This window comes from Actinomycetospora sp., from assembly GCF_036497585.1.
GTDB lineage: Bacteria > Actinomycetota > Actinomycetes > Mycobacteriales > Pseudonocardiaceae > Actinomycetospora.
In genome coordinates this window covers 1-14606 of the sequence record NZ_DASXJD010000247.1, presented here as the reverse complement: position 1 = coordinate 14606, position 14606 = coordinate 1, and the positions used below count along the sequence as shown (strand labels likewise).

Here is a 14606-nt window from a genome sequence, read left to right as displayed (position 1 = left end):
GGACCGGCACGACGACCACGGTGGGAGGATCGCGGACGATGACCGGGGAGACGAGCGAGGGCGCACGCCGCGTGCGCGCGGTGCCCCACCCGGGGCCTGCGCACCCGCCGGCCGGGCCGGCCCCGGTCGATGCCGAGACCGAGGTCCTGCCCCGGGTCGGTCCTGCCGCGCCGGGACCGGCCGTCAGCCGGCCCCCCGGGCCGCTCGGACCCGCGCCCGCGCCGCGGGGCCGCACCGGGCACGCCGCGGCGGCCGCGGTCGCGGCGGCGTCGGGAGCGCCCGCCCCCGGGACGCCACGGACCGACCCGCCCCCGGAGCGGAGCCCGCGCGACGCCCCCGACGAGGACGACGACACCGCCGGGAGCCCCGAGCGGCGCTACGGCATGGGCACCCCCGCACTCGTGCTGGGCCTGCTCGCCGCGGGAACGTGCTGGACCGGCTGGGCCGGCGTGGTCCTCGGACTCTTCGGCGCCGCCGCCGGCTACCTGGGCGCGCGGCGGGCGTGGCGGGGCCTCGCGACCGACGGGGCGCGGTCCCTTGGCGGGCTCGCGCTCGGGGCCGTCGGGCTCGTCGTCGGCGTGGTCGTCGTCTGGCCGACGCTCTTCGGCACCGGCAACTTCGGCGACGGCCTGACCCTCGACCAATGCCTCCAGCAGGCGAGGAGCTCGTTCGAGATGCACATGTGCAAGTCGCAGCACGTCGCCGAGTTCAACCAGCGCTTCCCCAACGCCTCGACCTGACCACGGGGCGGGCCCTGACGGCGGCCGTGGCACCATCTGGGCGCATGACGACGCCCCGCCCCGCCGGTCCCGCCGACCACGCAGCCGGCGGCCTGACGAAGGGCAAGGGACTCGAGGGTTGGGGCACGCCGGCCCTGGTGCTGGGGATCATCGCGGCGGGGACCGCCTGGCTGTTCGGCTGGGTCGGGATGATCGTGGGCCTGGCGGCGGTCGTGATCGGGTTCGTCGGCACCCGCAAGGCGTTCCACGACCCGGACCGCTCCGGCGGCGCCGCCCTGGCCGGGCTGGTCCTCGGGCTGATCGGCCTGGCGTGGGGGCTCGCGATCGTCGTCCCCGCCCAGCTCGGGATCGGTACCTTCGGGGAGGGGCTGACCCTCGACCAGTGCATGGCGCAGGCCAAGGGCCAGCAGGAGCAGCGGATGTGCGCCACCCAGCACCTCGACGAGTACCACGCCCGCTTCCCCGGCAGCACCAACAACTGAGGGACGCCGGGAGGCCCGGGAGGACGGAGCAGCCATGACCACCGCCGGGCCCCCGGTGGGAGTCCTCGCCCTGCAGGGCAACGTCGCCGAGCACCTCGACGCCCTGCGTGCCTGCGGGGCCGAGCCCCGGCCGGTGCGCCGGGCGGCCGAGCTGGCCGACGTCGCCGGTCTCGTGCTGCCCGGCGGCGAGTCCACGACGCTCTCGACGCTCCTCGTGGCGTTCGACCTGCTCGAGCCGCTGCGCGAACGGTTGTCCGCCGGGATGCCCGCGTTCGGCTCGTGTGCCGGGATGATCCTGCTCGCCCGGGAGGCCATCGACGCGCGCCCCGACCAGCACCAGCTCGGTGCTCTCGACATCGTGGTGCGGCGCAACGCGTTCGGCCGGCAGGTGCAGTCGTTCGAGACCGACCTGTCGATGACCGGGGTCGGCGGCGGCCCGGTCCGCGCGGTGTTCATCCGGGCGCCGTGGGTCGAGTCGGTCGGGCACGGGGTCGAGGTGCTCGCCCGCATCCCGTCCAGCGTCGGGGGGCCGTCGTCGGGGAAGGTCGTCGCGGTGCGGCAGGGCCCGGTGATGGCCACGGCCTTCCACCCCGAGCAGACCGGCGACGCCCGCCTGCACGACCTCTTTCTGCGCCGCGTGCGGGAGTACGCGGCCTGAGCGACACCTGGGTCGCTCGCCGCCACCCAGTACCGTGGGCGAGATGAGCGAGACGAGCGGCGCGGGCCCGGCGTGGCGGGAGCTCGACTCCACCGCCTGCTCGATCGCCCGCACCATGGCCGTGATCGGCGAGCCGTGGACGGTCCTCGTGCTGCGCGACCTCCTCAACGGGATCCGCCGCTTCGACGAGCTCGTCGACCACCTCGGCATCGCGCGCAACGTCCTCACCCGCCGGCTGACCACCCTGGTCGACGCCGGGCTCGTCGAGACCCGGGAGTACCGCGAGCCCGGGCGGCGGGCACGCCGCGAGTACCGCCCGACGACGGCGGCCCGTGACCTGCGGCCCGTCCTGCTCGCGCTCATGGCGTTCGGCGACCGGCACCACGCCGGCCCCGACGGGCCGCCCGCCGCCGTCGAGCACGACTGCGGGGCGCCGGTCACCGTGCAGGAGGTCTGCGCCGACGGGCACGTGCTCGGCCCGCGCGACCGGGTGCGGACGGTGCCCGGGCCGGGGTCCCGACGCCGGGTGGACGCGACGGCGGGCGGGTCCGGCTGAGGCTCGGGGTCGCAGGCTCAGGGCCGCATGATCAGGCAGCTCGACGTCGCCTCGCCGAGCAGCCGGCCCGCGGCGTCGGTGATCGACCCCCGTGCCAGCGCGGTGCGCCGCCCGGCGGAGACGACGATCCCCTCGCAGCGCACGAGCCCGGTGTCGGCGGTCATCGGGCGCAGGAAGCGCACGGCGAGGTCGATGCTCGTGTAGCCCACGCCCGCGGGCAGCGTCGACTGGACCGCGCACCCGCAGGAGGAGTCGAGCAGCGTCGCGAAGACGCCGCCGTGCACCGAGCCGATGGGGTTGTAGTGGTACTCGGCCGGCTCGAGCACGAACACGACCCGGCCCTGCTCGACCGACTCCACCCCCGCCCCGATCGTCGCCATGATCGGGGGCGGCGGCAGCTCGCCGTCCCGGATCGCCTCGAGGAAGGCGAGGCCACTGCGCCGCGGCGCCTGCTCGGCGAGCGCTCGCGGGTCCTCCCAGCGGTAGGACCGTTCGCGGACGACGACCTCGCTGCTCACGCGGGACCTCCTGGGTTGCGATGAAGAACCCAGACGCTAGGACCTTCCGTCGGTGTGGGCAACGGCGGCCCCGTCACACCCGCCGTGGTGCGCCGTCCCACCGCCGTCGTCGTCCTCGGTAGACTGGGCGGTCGAGGCAGGAGAGCGCGACGACGCCGGGCGAGCCGGCGTCGGGTCGCGACCCGTGCCGTCGTCGGGTCGCCCGTCGCACCGAACCCTCGGCGTCGGCGCGCGGTATGCGCCGGCGCCGCACGGCACGCGCGAGACGAAGGGCGGGACAGCCATGAGCGGCCACTCCAAGTGGGCGACCACGAAGCACAAGAAAGCCGCCATCGACGCCAAGCGCGGCAAGATGTTCGCGAAGCTGATCAAGAACATCGAGGTCGCGGCGCGGACCGGCGGCGGGGACCCGGCGGCCAACCCGACGCTCTACGACGCCATCCAGAAGGCCAAGAAGACGTCGGTGCCCAACGACAACATCGACCGCGCCGTCAAGCGCGGCTCGGGGGCCGAGGCCGGCGGGGCCGAGTACCAGGCCATCACCTACGAGGGCTACGCGCCCGGCGGCGTCGCGGTGCTCATCGAGTGCCTCACCGACAACAAGAACCGGGCCGCGGGCGAGGTCCGCACCGCCATGAACCGCAACGGCGGGGCCATGGCCGACCCGGGCTCGGTCGCGTACCTGTTCAACCGCAAGGGCGTCATTCTGGTGCCCAAAGAGCAGGCGTCGGGCGAGATCGGCGAGGACGACCTGCTGCTCGCGGTGCTCGAGGCGGGCGCCGAGGAGGTCAACGACTACGACGAGAACTTCGAGGTCGTCTGCGAGGCCGGCGACCTCGTGGCCGTTCGGACCGCGCTGCAGGATGCCGGGATCGACTACGACTCCGCGGAGGCGGCGTTCGTCCCGTCGATGAACGTCGAGGTCGACGCCGACGGGGCCCGCAAGGTCCTGCGGATCATCGACGCGCTCGAGGACTCCGACGACGTGCAGAACGTCTACTCGAACTTCGACGCCTCCGACGAGGTCATGGCCGAGGTCGGGTGAGTCCGGCGCCGGTGATCGGGGCCCTCGTCGTCGACACCCTGGGTCCCGAGCACGCCGGCGAGGCCCTGACCGTCCAGTACGCGGCCTACCTCTCCGAGGGCCGCCGTTACGGCACCACCGAGATCCCGCCCCTGGTCGAGACACCCGACGAGCTGGCCGCCGACCTGCGACGGCTCGACGTCGTCGGGTTCGCCGCCTGGCTGGGCCCCCGGCTGGTCGGGTCGGTGCGGCTGCGCGGGGTCGGGGGTGACGGTCCGGTGGCGTTCGTGCGCTACTCGGTCGCCCCCGACGTGCAGGGCCGCGGCATCGGGACCGCGCTCATCGATGCCGCGCACGCGGTGCTCCCCGGCGGGACCGCCTCGTGGCTCGTCACCGGGGTGGACAGCGCGGAGAACCTCGCGCTCTACCGGAGGCGCGGGTACGCCGAGCGGGGCCGCGAGGTGGACGCCGGGGGGGTGGCGGTGGTCCGGATGGAGCGCATCGCCCCCTGATCGGGGCAGCGTCCGGTGCGCCTCCGTGTCCCGGACCGTCACCGGCACGCCTCCCGCCCGTTGCGCTCGGTAGGTGGCGCCGCGCGGGCGCTCCGCGAGGCGGGAGCGAGGATGACGACAACGACGCGGCCGAGTCCCGACGCTGGGGACTCGTTGCCCCGGTACGCCGCGCACGAGTCCTCGCGGGCAGCCGCCTCGACGATGGTGGCCGCCGCCCTGGTCGCCGTCGCGGCCGGTCTGGCCCTCATCGCCCTGCTCGTGGCGGGCGACGAGGTGTCGGCCCTCGTGGCGGCGATGGTCATGCTGGTCGCCGGGGCGAACACCTGGTCCGCCCGCCGCAGCCACAGCTGGTGGCGGGCCGTGCCACCGTCCCCGAACGCCGCCGACCCCGACGCCCGGCGGTCGTCCGCCGACCACCGCGGCGCGGCGGTGGGGGATCGGTCGGCGGCCCGGCCGGCCCCGGCACCGCGCTCCACCCCGCAGCCCGCCCGGCGATCTGCTCCGCAGCCAGGGGAACGCCCGGCCCCGCAGCCGGGGGTGGCGCAGCGCTCGATCCCGGAACCCGGGGTGGCGAAGCGGTCGGCTCTGCCGGGCGGGCCGGCGCAGCGGTCGGCGCCGCACCCCGCGGCGGCGGCACGGCCGCGTCCGCGGCCGTCGGAGCCGGAGGCCCCCGTCGTCGGCGGCCTGATCCCCGCGGCCCGGCCGACGCGCGACGCCGAGCCGGGGCGCGGCGCGGCATCGCCGTCGCCCGTCCTCGGGTCCGAGCCCGAGGCGGCCGATACGGACGTCCTCTCCCGGCCCGCGGCGCCCCCGGCCCTCGCACCGCCGGCCCCCGCGGCGCCCCCGGCCCCGGCACTTCCGGCCCTCGCACCGCCGGCACCGGCGGAGTCACCGACCTCCGACGACGCCGTCCCCGAGGACGACGCCGCGTCCCGGTCGGCCGCGTCGCGCTCGTCGGCCTCGGCAGCGTCCCGCGCCCGCCGTCGGACCGTCTCGGTCCGCCCCACGGGCCGTCGCGTCGCCGGGACCCGCACGCGCACCTGATCGGCACGCTCCACGTCGGTGCGCCGGGTGCCGGTGGACACGCCACGTCACCGACGGGCGCGGATCCCCGGGCAGAACCGGGTCGCGGGGACCCGGACTCGCGGCACCGTCCCGGAGCCTCGAGCCGCTGACCAGCGACGTCCCTCCCGCTGCCCGCCCTCAGGCCTCGCGCACCTCGGAGGCGGGGGCCATCGGGTGGCGCCCGCCGAGCTCGGGCACGTGCTTGTAGAGCGTGGAGCGGCTGACGCCGAGCATGCGGGCGATCGAGGCGACCGAGTTCTCCGGGCGCGCCAGCATCGTGCGCGCCTGGTGGACCTGCTCGGGGGTCAGGGCGGGCGGTCGCCCGAGCCGCTGTCCGCGGGCGCGGGCGGCGGCCAGGCCGTCCCGCGTCCCCTCCACCAGTAGCTCGCGCAGGAAGTCGCCGAGCGCCTCGAAGACGTCGAACACCAGCGTGCCGCCCGGCGTCGTGGTGTCCAGGCCCTCGTGCAGGGCGCGGATCCCGACCCCTCGGGCCCGCAGGTCGTTCACCAGCGTCACGAGCTGCGGCAGCGACCGGCTCAGCCGGTCGAGGCGCACGACGACGAGGGTGTCGCCCGGCTCCAGCGAGGCGAGGCACGCGTCGAGCTCCGGGCGGGCGGTGGTGCCCCGGCTGGCGGAGCGGTCGAGGTAGACCCGCTCGCAGCCGGCGGCGAACAGGGCGTCGCGCTGCTGATCGGGACTCCCGACGTCGGGAGAGTTCACCGAACCGCGCCCGTACCCGATGGCGGAGCCGGACGGGGCCTCGGGCTGCGCGGCGAGGAGAGCGTGATCCTGCGCACGGGTCATGGTCGGGAATAGTAGGAGAATGCCGACGGGGATGCGATTCCCCCCCACCGGAAATCTGCCTTCCGGTTTTCGTCGCCATTCTCGTCGCGCTTCCGGCCGCTCTGACCCCAAGATCGGGCGTGCCGATTTCCGTCCAGTGATCGGACGGCGAATACCGGTTGATGAGCACAACGATCATTGCAGATGGCGGTGCGAGCCCACACGCGCGGTCACCCGGACGTGGGCGGCCGTTCGTGCAGGTCAGCGGTCTCGACGGGTCCGGCGGTCCGGCCGGGCGCCCGGCGAGACCTCATCCCGCCGCCGTCCCGTCGCCATCCGGTCTGCGTGTGGCCGTCCCCGGACAAACAATTCGCCGGGAGCCCGGGAATGGTCAGGAACGTGGATGGAGGGCCTTCTGCATGAGTACGGTGTCCACCCACTGCCCCTGCTTGTATCCAACATCGGGCATCCGCCCGACGACCTCGAATCCCAGGCGCCGGTGCAGCACGATCGACGGGGTGTCGTGGCGGGCGCCCGGCAGCGTCGCGATCACGGCGACGACCTGCCTGATCTCGGTGTGGGAGAGGTCTTCCACGAGCGCGGCGAGCAGCCGGCCGCCCAGACCGCGACCGGTGGCCTCGGGGGCGATGTACACCGAGTCCTCGACGGTGTAGCGGTAGGCCGCGTGCGGGCGGAAGCGGGTGCAGGCCGCGAACCCGGCGACGCGCAGGCCCCCGGGCGGTGCGCTGGCGTGACCGTCGGGGAGGTCGGCGACGAGGAAGGGGAGCTTGTGCTCGCGGGCGTCGGCCAGGCGCTCGCCCCAGGCCGACGCGGACGGCGGGTCCTCGACGAACGTGGCGATGGAGGCCAGCACGTAGCCGGCGAAGACGTCGGCGATCCGCTCGGCGTCGTCGTCCTCGGCCGGGCGCACCGTGATCCCGGGGTCGCTCATGGTCGGCATCCTCCTCCGGGGCCCGGCGCCCCCGCCACGCCCGCTACTCGATGCGGACGAGCTGGAACTCCCACGCCCCGGAGGCGTCGTTGTAGGACGTCCGCTCGTAGACGGCGTGGCTCTGGCCCCCCACCATCCGCGACATGGTCTGCTGCACGCCCTTCTCGGGCGCGGGGAGCGGGATTCGCTGCACCAGCGGCGGCTCCGCGGCCGCGGTGTCGGGGACCGAGATGGACCCCTCGCCCTGCAGCGGGCCGTTCACGTACCGGACGACGAACTCCCTCACGGCACCCCTTCCCGAGTGATCGTTGCGGTGCAGACTACGGCCGCGCTCCGCAGCCGTCACGGCGGCCAGGACGACCCGAACAGACCAACGCGGCGACGGCGGTCGGCACCTAGCGTGGTGAGGTGCGTTCTGCCCTGCTCGTCCTCGTCGGCTTCGCGATGATCGCGGGCGGCGTCGGGATCGCCCTGGGGCTGGACGGCGGCCTGCTGCCCGGCATCGCGCTGGCCGTGCTCGGGCTCCTGGTCAAGGGTGTCGGCCTGCTGCTCGGCGACCCGTCGTCCGCCGAGGAGTCCGGGCGCAGCGCGCAGACCCTCGCCGGCCGGCGGGTGGAGCGGCCGCGGGCAGGGATCCCGGTCGGCCGGGCGACCGTCCGCCGCCGCGTCCCCGGTCGTGTCCCCGCGGCCGTCGTCCGGCCGTTGCACGACTCCCGTGCCACCCCGGTACGTCCCGCCCCCGCCCTGCAGACCCGCCGGCACCGCCGTGCGTCCTGATCCCGCCGGCGCGCGCCGCCCCGTGACGGGCCCGTGCGCGTGACCGCGTGGGAGTACGCGACCCTGGAGATCTCGGCGGTGCAGCTGGCCGGTGACGGGCTCGATCCCACCTCGAGCAGCCACGAGACCGCGGAGTGGCAGGCGTACGCGATCGGCCCCAAGGACGAGCTGCTCTTCGAGGAGTACCGGCCCTACAGCGTGCCCTGGACCCGGCTGTTCGCCGAGCACCTCAACCGGCTCGGCCGCGACGGCTGGGAGCTCGTGGAGTTCGGCGGTCCGCACCACGCGCTCTACCCGACCGGCTACGTGCACTCCACGGGGACCTATACGACCGTCGTGGAGAGCCGCTTCGTCCTGCGCCGCCCCGCCTGACGGCCCGGGCCCGGACGCACGGACGCCCGCCCCGCCGCGAGGGCGGGACGGGCGTCGGGCAGTGCGGGCGGATCAGTGCGGGCGGATCAGCGCGAGCGGGTCAGCGCCGGCCGATCAGCCCCGGGTCGCGGCGCCGGACCGCTCGAGCTCCCGCGCCTCCTCGGGGGTCGAGACCGCCGCGTTGGACCCGGGCAGCGGCCGGCCGGCCGGCTCCCGGAGCTTGACGAGCGCGGCGAGGCCGACCACCCCGCCGAAGATCAGGTAGAGGGCCGGCCAGTACGCCCACCCCGTGGTCGGCACCAGGGCGGACATGATCAGCGACGTCGTCCCGGCGAAGGCCGACACGAAGATGTTGAACGAGATCGACAGACCCCCGTACCGGATCTCGGTGGGGAACAGCGCCGGGAGGGTCGACGGTGAGGTCGAGGAGAACAGGATCAGCAGGATCGCCATGACCCCCAGCCCGACGGCCACCAGCGGCACCGACCCCAGCGTGAGGATGTAGATCATCGGGAAGGCGAGGACGACCAGCCCGATCGCGCCGGTCAGCATGAGCGGCTTCCGCCCCACCTTGTCGGACAGGTTGCCGAGCAGCGGGATCACGAAGACCGCCACCCAGAGGATGACGATCTGGAGAATCTCCGAGGTGGTGGTGTCGATCGCCTTGCCACCGGCGTCGGTGACGTTCTTCTCGAGGAACGTGGGCATGTAGCTGGTCAGCATGTAGTTCGTGATGTTCCAGGCGACGACGATCCCGCCGGCGGTCAGCATCGCCGGCCAGTACCTCGCGAAGAGCATCTTGATGCCCGCCCCCGCCTGGGTGCCCTCGCGCTCCTCGGACTCCGAGAGCAGGGTCTGGAAGGCGGGCGTCTCCTCGAGACGGGTCCGCAGGTACACCCCGACGATGCCGAGCGGCAGCGCGATGAAGAACGGGATGCGCCAGGCCCAGGTGGACGCGAACTCCGGCGAGGACACGAGCGGGATGACGGTCGCGACGGTGGCGCCGAGCGCGTAGCCGATGAACGTCCCGCACTCGAGGAAGCTGCCGAAGAAGCCCCGCCGTCGGTCGGGGGAGTACTCCGCGATGAACGTCATGGCGCCGGCGTACTCGCCGCCGGTGGAGAAGCCCTGGATCACGCGGCAGAGCACCAGGAGGATGGGCGCCCAGATGCCGATCGCGGAGTAGGACGGGATGAACCCGAGCAGGAAGGTCCCGATCGCCATCATGATGACGGTGATCGACAGAACCCGGGTGCGCCCGATCCGGTCACCGAGCGGACCGAAGAACAACCCGCCCAGCGGCCGGACCAGGAACGACACCGCGAAGCCGGCGAACGTGCCTACCTGCGCGAGCGTGGGGTTGTCCGGTGGGAAGAAGTTCGCCTCGATGGTGGTCGCGAGGTAGGCGTACACCCCGAAGTCGAACCATTCGGTGATGTTGCCGACCGCGGCCGCACCGACCGCGCGCTGCATCGTCGCCGTGTCGGTCACCGTGATGTTGGGCGGTACCCCGTTCGAATCGACGTCCGTCGTCTCTGTCACGTCTGTGCCTCCCGCCCCCATGGCTCTGTTGAACCGCGCGAGTAGTTCCGACCTCGTCGTCCGATTCGCTGTCGATCGCGTGCCGGAACCGTAGTGGTCCGGTACCCCGCGTGCTCGTCGTGCTCCCGAGGGTGACATGGAACACCGGAAATCACCGGCTGACGACTGGAACAGCACCCGAGATCGACGCGTCTCCAGAGGTGGATGCAGACAGCATCCGCCGACTCGCAAGCGTCGGGCTCCGACCGGGTCAGAAGGACCCGCCCACCGGACCAGTCGCGTGCACGTGGTGAGGAGGAGCCACCAGATGGCAGCAGTGTTCGTGGCCATGGTCGTCGTTGCAGGAGCGGGATTCGGGGTGGCGTCCAGCCTCGCCGCGTACGCGCAGCGCAACTGGCGCAACCGCCCCCGGACCGAGGCGACGCTCGTCGAGGTCTGAGGTCCACAGCTCACGACGGCGGGTCCACCCCAGCGGGTGGGCCCGCCGTCGTCGTCCCGGGGCCGGTCAGACGGGCCAGCGCTCGCGGCGCCAGGCCGCGTCCCAGAACATCCACTCGTAGCGCGACGTCGTGCGGTAGTGCCCGATGACGCGGGCCCGCTCGGCCGGCGCCAGCTCCCCGGCGATCCGGTCCACGAGGCCGATCGCCGCGTCGACCACCGCCTGGAACTCCTCGCCGCCGTACAGGGCGATCCACCGCGCGTAGAGCGGATCCGGCGAGGACTCCGCCAGCAGCGCCTCGCCGACCCGCGCGTAGACCCAGTAGCACGGCAGCACCGCGCCCATCCCCTCGGCGAACGAGCCGCCGTGGCAGGTCGCGAGCAGGTAGCTGGTGTAGGCGAGCGTCGTGGGCGCCACGGGGGCGTGGACGTCGGTCTCGGCCGCCAGGGCGTCGGCCAGCGCGGCGTGCATCTCCTGCTCCGCGGCGATCGCGCCGGCCGCGTGCTGGGCGAGCAGCGTGGTGTCGTCCTCCGTCGGGGCCCGGGAGGCGAGCAGTGCGAGCGCCCGCGCGTAGCCGCGCAGGTAGTGGCTGTCCTGCACGACGAAGTGCCCGAACGCCCCGTGCGGCAAGGTCCCGTCGGTCAGGCCGGTGAGGAACGGGTGGGCACGGATCGCGTCGTAGACGTCGGCCGCGGAGTCCCAGAGCTCGTCGCTGAACGCCATCCCCCGAGCCTGTCATGATCGGCCGGTGCGGGGACGGGCGACGGGGCTGCTGGCCGGGGTCGTGGCCGACGCGCTCCTGGGCGATCCGCGCCGTGGCCACCCGGTCGCCGTGTTCGGGGCCGCTGCGGCGCGATTGGAGCGGACCTGGTGGGCGGACTCGCGGCCCCGGGGTGCCGTGTACGCCGCGGTGCTCGTCGGCGGTGCGGTGCTCGGCGGGGCGGCGGTCGAGCGGGCAGCGCGGCGGTCGGCCCTCGCGGCGGGTGTGGTGACCGCCGTCGCGACCTGGGCCGTCCTCGGGGGGCGCTCGCTCGCGGGGGAGGGGTCCGCGCTGGCCGGGGAGCTGGCGGCCGACGACCTCGCCGCGGCCCGACGACGGCTGCCCTCGCTCTGCGGGCGCGACCCGTCCGCGCTCGACGCCGACGGACTCGCCCGCGCCGCGCTCGAGTCGGTCGCCGAGAACACCTCCGACGCCGTGGTCGCGCCCCTGGTCTGGGGCGCGGTCGCCGGCGTGCCCGGCCTGCTCGGGTACCGGGCGGTGAACACCCTCGACGCGATGGTCGGCCACCTCTCCCCGCGGCACGCCCGGTTCGGGTGGGCGAGCGCGCGGGCCGACGACGTCGCGAACGCCGTCCCCGCCCGGGTGGCGGCGGCGCTGACGGCCGCGGCAGCACCCGTGGTCGGGGGGCGCCCGGGGACGGCGCTCGCCGCGTGGCGGCACGACGCCCGCCGGCACCCGAGCCCCAACGCCGGGCCGGTGGAGGCGGCATTCGCGGGCGCCCTCGGGCGGCGGCTCGGCGGGCGCACCGTCTACGCCTACGGCGTCCAGGAACGGCCCACGCTCGGTGCCGGTCCGCCGCCCCGTGTCCCGGACCTGCAGCGGGCGGTGACGCTCTCGCGCGCCGTGTCGGTGGGCGCGGCCGTGCTCGCGGGCGGGGTGGCGTGGGCGCTCGGGGGCGGTGGGCGCGCGGGGCGGCGTCGCGGGCGTGGGGCGCACCAAGCAGATGATCGTGTGATTCGGCACGGGCGGAACGTGCCGGGCTCCATGATCAACTGCCTACTGCGCCGGGAGCGGTGAGGGACACGGGCCGCTGCCGCGGGTGGTCAGCGGCCGTAGCGGTCGGCGAGGACGTCCGAGGTCGTGCGGGTGCGGGACGCCGTCGGCGGCTCGGCGGGGGCGTCACGGCCGGCACGGTCCGGGGCCGGGGTCGGCTCCGGAGCCGGCGCGGCCTCCCTATCGGCGTGCTGTCCTGGATCGCTGTCGAAACCCTCCGCCTCGGCCCGGCGGGTGCTGTACTCCAGGCGCACGAGGTACACCCAGCCGCCGATCGCCATGACGCCGAAGATCAGCCACTGCCAGGCGTAGGAGTAGGACGGGTTGGGGTCGGGCGGGGGGAGCGGCACGGGGGTGAGCACACCGGGCTGGGCGGGCAGGAGCTGGACGTAGCCCGGCGCCAGCGGCAGGCCGACCAGCGGGCCGATCTGGGCGGCGTCCACGGCGTAGACCTGGCGGTAGCCGGCCTCGGTGACGGGGGCGCGGTCGGTGGCCGACTCGTCGGGGCGCTGGTAGCCGGCGAGGGTCACGACCCCGGCCGGCGGCGGGGCGATGGGCGGGAGCGACTCGCCGTTCGGGCTGACGTAGCCGCGGTCGACGATCAGGGTCTGGCCGTCGGTGGTGCGCAGCGGGGTGAGGATCTCGCTCGCGGCGTCGCCGTCGACCGTGCGCAGCCGGGCGAGGACCTGGCCCGCGGGCTCGTAGGTCCCGGTGACGATCACCTGGCGCCACTGGGCGGCCGGGCCCGGCTCGGTGCCGGGAGCGACCAGCGAGGCGCGGGGGACCGGGGCCGTGGCGACGGCGCGGACGAGGGCCTCGTTGTTCCCGTCGCGCTCCGCGCTGCGGTGGAACTGCCACGGCGCGAGCAGGTAGTAGCACCCGAACGCGAAGGCGATGACCCCCAGCGTCAGGGCGATCCACCCGGGCCGCAGCAGGAAGCGCACCCACCCAGTATGGCCTCCGGTCATGAGCCCGACGTGGGCCAGATCGACGACACCGCCTCGCACGCCGAACGGGCGTAGCCCCCGCCGAAGAGGGCCGCGTGCACGAGCAGCGGGAAGAGCTGGTGCAGCCCGATCCGGCCCCGCCAACCCGGCGGGAGCGGGGCGGTCTCGTCGTAGGCCGCGAGCACGGTGTCGAGCTGCGGGCAGCCGAAGAGCGCGAGCATCGCGAGGTCGGTCTCGCGGTGCCCGCCGTGGGCGGCCGGGTCGATCACCCAGGCCTGCTCCCGGGACCAGAGCACGTTCCCGGTCCACAGGTCGCCGTGCAGCCGCGCCGGTGGCTCGTCGGGCCCGACGTCGGCGTCGCCGCCGGTCAATCGGGTGCAGCACTCCTCGATCCGCGAGGCCTGGGAGGCCGACATCCCGCCGCGGTCGACCGCGAGCCGGACGTAGGGCAGGACCCGGGCCTCGACGTACCAGTCGATCCAGCGGGTGCCCGCGGGCGCCGGGTCGTTGCGCATCGGGGCGTCGCCGATCCACGCGTCGGCGGGCCCGTCGGGCGGCGGCGCGCCGAAGGCCGGGGCGCCGGCAGCGTGCAGCGTCGCCAACGCCCGCCCGAACTCCCGGGCCGCCTCCGGCGTCGCCGAGCCCGTCGGGACCGCCTCACTGACCAGCCACGCCTCGTCGGCGCCCAGCACCTCCGGCACCCCGGGTCCACCGGGCACCGCCAGCCAGCGCAGCCCCGCGGCCTCGGCGGCGACCGCCGTCGGCTCGCCGGTCTTCGCAATGACCTCGCGGCCGTCGTCGAGCGTGACGCCGGTGACCGCGCCGAGCCCCCGCGTCCCGGCGACCCCGTGCCCGGTGAGCCGGGTGACGGCCTCGGCGGCGGCGGTCACACCCGCTCCCGCACCCACGTGACGATGCCCGGTGTCGCCGCCTCGAGCATCGCGAGGACCTCGTCGAACCCCTCCGGCCCGCCGTAGTAGGGGTCGGGGACCTCGGCGCCGTCGGGCGCGTCGGGGTCGAACGAGCGGAGCAGCCGGACCCGCTCGGGCGGGACGCCGGCGCGGCGCAGGTCACGGGCGTGGTCGGCGGTCGCGGCGAGCACCAGGTCGGCCTCGGCGGTGCCCGGGTCGATCTGGCGGGCGACGTGGTCGGTGTCGAACCCGCGGGCGGCGAGCGTGTCGGCGGCCCGGCGGTCCATCGGCTCGCCGACGTGCCAGGACCCGACGCCGGCGCTGGTGACGACGACGCGGTCGGCCAGTCCGGCGTCGGCGAGGGCGGCGCGCAGGATCTTCTCGGCCATGGGGGAGCGGCAGATGTTGCCCGAGCAGACGGTCACGACGTTCAGGAGGTCCGACACGTCCGCCATCGTCCCGGCCGCCCGTCCGCGCCGGGGCGGGGGTGGACCACAATGGCGGCCACCATGGACCCCACCGTCGCTCCCCCCACCGTCGCGGGCGCGGTCGCC

General features: G+C 75.0%; 20 protein-coding genes. 11 read left to right on the top strand and 9 right to left on the bottom strand.

What is annotated here, in order from left to right; genetic code table 11:
- The first annotated feature begins 38 nt into the window (after positions 1-38).
- From VGH76_RS25715 to VGH76_RS25700, 4 genes are read left to right on the top strand one after another with little or no spacing between them, the layout of a single operon-like run.
- Positions 39-740, top strand: a complete 702-nt coding sequence (locus VGH76_RS25715; RefSeq protein WP_331559614.1) for a hypothetical protein — start codon at positions 39-41, stop codon at positions 738-740.
- Positions 741-784: 44 nt separating this feature from the next.
- Positions 785-1222, top strand: coding sequence for a DUF4190 domain-containing protein (locus tag VGH76_RS25710; RefSeq protein ID WP_331559613.1), 438 nt, complete (start codon positions 785-787; stop codon positions 1220-1222).
- A 34-nt stretch (positions 1223-1256) separates the two neighbouring features.
- Positions 1257-1880, top strand: coding sequence for a pyridoxal 5'-phosphate synthase glutaminase subunit PdxT (gene pdxT, locus VGH76_RS25705; RefSeq protein WP_331559612.1), 624 nt, complete (start codon positions 1257-1259; stop codon positions 1878-1880).
- A gap of 43 nt (positions 1881-1923) precedes the next feature.
- The gene (locus tag VGH76_RS25700) at positions 1924-2436 is read left to right on the top strand and encodes a helix-turn-helix domain-containing protein (protein WP_331559611.1); all 513 of its coding nucleotides are present in this window, start codon (positions 1924-1926) and stop codon (positions 2434-2436) included.
- Between the two features lie 17 nt (positions 2437-2453).
- Here the strand turns inward: VGH76_RS25700 and VGH76_RS25695 are convergent, their stop codons facing one another.
- Positions 2454-2954 (bottom strand): PaaI family thioesterase, encoded by a 501-nt coding sequence (locus VGH76_RS25695; protein ID WP_331559610.1) that lies wholly within the window; start codon positions 2952-2954, stop codon positions 2454-2456.
- A gap of 283 nt (positions 2955-3237) precedes the next feature.
- Here VGH76_RS25695 and VGH76_RS25690 point away from each other — a divergent pair, with 283 nt between their 5' ends.
- From VGH76_RS25690 to VGH76_RS25680, 3 genes are all read left to right on the top strand, one after another.
- On the top strand, positions 3238-3999 hold the full coding sequence (locus tag VGH76_RS25690) for a YebC/PmpR family DNA-binding transcriptional regulator (protein ID WP_331559609.1): 762 nt from the start codon (positions 3238-3240) through the stop codon (positions 3997-3999).
- Positions 3996-4490: a GNAT family N-acetyltransferase gene (locus tag VGH76_RS25685; RefSeq protein WP_331559608.1), complete on the top strand. Its 495-nt coding sequence runs from the start codon at positions 3996-3998 to the stop codon at positions 4488-4490. The genes VGH76_RS25690 and VGH76_RS25685 overlap by 4 nt, the downstream gene beginning before the upstream one ends.
- A 111-nt stretch (positions 4491-4601) precedes the next feature.
- Positions 4602-5534 (top strand): hypothetical protein, encoded by a 933-nt coding sequence (locus VGH76_RS25680; protein WP_331559607.1) that lies wholly within the window; start codon positions 4602-4604, stop codon positions 5532-5534.
- 159 nt (positions 5535-5693) lie between these two features.
- Here VGH76_RS25680 and VGH76_RS25675 read toward each other — a convergent pair whose 3' ends face one another.
- The 3 genes from VGH76_RS25675 to VGH76_RS25665 form a co-directional block, all read right to left on the bottom strand.
- A complete protein-coding gene (locus tag VGH76_RS25675) occupies positions 5694-6359 on the bottom strand; it encodes a recombinase family protein (protein WP_331559605.1) in 666 nt (221 codons plus the stop codon).
- A 370-nt stretch (positions 6360-6729) separates the two neighbouring features.
- Complete coding sequence (locus tag VGH76_RS25670; RefSeq protein ID WP_331559604.1) at positions 6730-7290, bottom strand: N-acetyltransferase family protein; 561 nt, start codon at positions 7288-7290, stop codon at positions 6730-6732.
- A 43-nt stretch (positions 7291-7333) separates the two neighbouring features.
- The gene (locus VGH76_RS25665) at positions 7334-7576 is read right to left on the bottom strand and encodes a hypothetical protein (protein WP_331559603.1); all 243 of its coding nucleotides are present in this window, start codon (positions 7574-7576) and stop codon (positions 7334-7336) included.
- 122 nt (positions 7577-7698) lie between these two features.
- Between VGH76_RS25665 and VGH76_RS25660 the strand changes: the two genes are divergently transcribed.
- Complete coding sequence (locus VGH76_RS25660) at positions 7699-8067, top strand: hypothetical protein (RefSeq protein WP_331559602.1); 369 nt, start codon at positions 7699-7701, stop codon at positions 8065-8067.
- Between the two features lie 33 nt (positions 8068-8100).
- Entirely contained in the window at positions 8101-8439 is a 339-nt protein-coding gene (locus VGH76_RS25655; RefSeq protein ID WP_331559601.1) for a hypothetical protein, read from the top strand.
- Positions 8440-8553: 114 nt separating this feature from the next.
- Here VGH76_RS25655 and VGH76_RS25650 read toward each other — a convergent pair whose 3' ends face one another.
- Complete coding sequence (locus VGH76_RS25650; RefSeq protein ID WP_414637820.1) at positions 8554-9912, bottom strand: MFS transporter; 1359 nt, start codon at positions 9910-9912, stop codon at positions 8554-8556.
- Positions 9913-10288: 376 nt separating this feature from the next.
- Here VGH76_RS25650 and VGH76_RS25645 point away from each other — a divergent pair, with 376 nt between their 5' ends.
- On the top strand, positions 10289-10420 hold the full coding sequence (locus VGH76_RS25645) for a hypothetical protein (protein ID WP_331559599.1): 132 nt from the start codon (positions 10289-10291) through the stop codon (positions 10418-10420).
- A gap of 66 nt (positions 10421-10486) precedes the next feature.
- Here the strand turns inward: VGH76_RS25645 and tenA are convergent, their stop codons facing one another.
- Positions 10487-11143 (bottom strand): thiaminase II, encoded by a 657-nt coding sequence (gene tenA, locus VGH76_RS25640; RefSeq protein WP_331559598.1) that lies wholly within the window; start codon positions 11141-11143, stop codon positions 10487-10489.
- A 25-nt stretch (positions 11144-11168) separates the two neighbouring features.
- Here tenA and VGH76_RS25635 point away from each other — a divergent pair, with 25 nt between their 5' ends.
- Positions 11169-12218, top strand: coding sequence for a cobalamin biosynthesis protein (locus VGH76_RS25635; protein WP_331559597.1), 1050 nt, complete (start codon positions 11169-11171; stop codon positions 12216-12218).
- A gap of 26 nt (positions 12219-12244) precedes the next feature.
- On the opposite strand, the gene VGH76_RS25630 is transcribed toward VGH76_RS25635, so the two are convergent.
- From VGH76_RS25630 to VGH76_RS25620, 3 genes are read right to left on the bottom strand one after another with little or no spacing between them, the layout of a single operon-like run.
- The gene (locus VGH76_RS25630; RefSeq protein ID WP_331559596.1) at positions 12245-13138 is read right to left on the bottom strand and encodes an SURF1 family protein; all 894 of its coding nucleotides are present in this window, start codon (positions 13136-13138) and stop codon (positions 12245-12247) included.
- Between the two features lie 20 nt (positions 13139-13158).
- Entirely contained in the window at positions 13159-14031 is an 873-nt protein-coding gene (locus VGH76_RS25625; RefSeq protein ID WP_331559595.1) for a fructosamine kinase family protein, read from the bottom strand.
- Positions 14028-14507, bottom strand: a complete 480-nt coding sequence (locus VGH76_RS25620) for a low molecular weight protein-tyrosine-phosphatase (protein ID WP_331559594.1) — start codon at positions 14505-14507, stop codon at positions 14028-14030. Before VGH76_RS25620 ends, VGH76_RS25625 begins: the two co-directional genes overlap by 4 nt.
- Between the last annotated feature and the right edge of the window lie 99 nt (positions 14508-14606).

Coding starts and splice junctions, on each gene's coding strand:
- VGH76_RS25715 (WP_331559614.1), top strand. CDS start 39: ATGACCGGGGAGACGAGCGAGGGCGCACGCCGCGTGCGCGCGGTGCCC.
- VGH76_RS25710 (WP_331559613.1), top strand. CDS start 785: ATGACGACGCCCCGCCCCGCCGGTCCCGCCGACCACGCAGCCGGCGGC.
- pdxT (WP_331559612.1), top strand. CDS start 1,257: ATGACCACCGCCGGGCCCCCGGTGGGAGTCCTCGCCCTGCAGGGCAAC.
- VGH76_RS25700 (WP_331559611.1), top strand. CDS start 1,924: ATGAGCGAGACGAGCGGCGCGGGCCCGGCGTGGCGGGAGCTCGACTCC.
- VGH76_RS25690 (WP_331559609.1), top strand. CDS start 3,238: ATGAGCGGCCACTCCAAGTGGGCGACCACGAAGCACAAGAAAGCCGCC.
- VGH76_RS25680 (WP_331559607.1), top strand. CDS start 4,602: ATGACGACAACGACGCGGCCGAGTCCCGACGCTGGGGACTCGTTGCCC.
- VGH76_RS25675 (WP_331559605.1), bottom strand. CDS start 6,359: ATGACCCGTGCGCAGGATCACGCTCTCCTCGCCGCGCAGCCCGAGGCC.
- VGH76_RS25670 (WP_331559604.1), bottom strand. CDS start 7,290: ATGAGCGACCCCGGGATCACGGTGCGCCCGGCCGAGGACGACGACGCC.
- VGH76_RS25650 (WP_414637820.1), bottom strand. CDS start 9,912: ATGCAGCGCGCGGTCGGTGCGGCCGCGGTCGGCAACATCACCGAATGG.
- VGH76_RS25645 (WP_331559599.1), top strand. CDS start 10,289: ATGGCAGCAGTGTTCGTGGCCATGGTCGTCGTTGCAGGAGCGGGATTC.
- tenA (WP_331559598.1), bottom strand. CDS start 11,143: ATGGCGTTCAGCGACGAGCTCTGGGACTCCGCGGCCGACGTCTACGAC.
- VGH76_RS25620 (WP_331559594.1), bottom strand. CDS start 14,507: ATGGCGGACGTGTCGGACCTCCTGAACGTCGTGACCGTCTGCTCGGGC.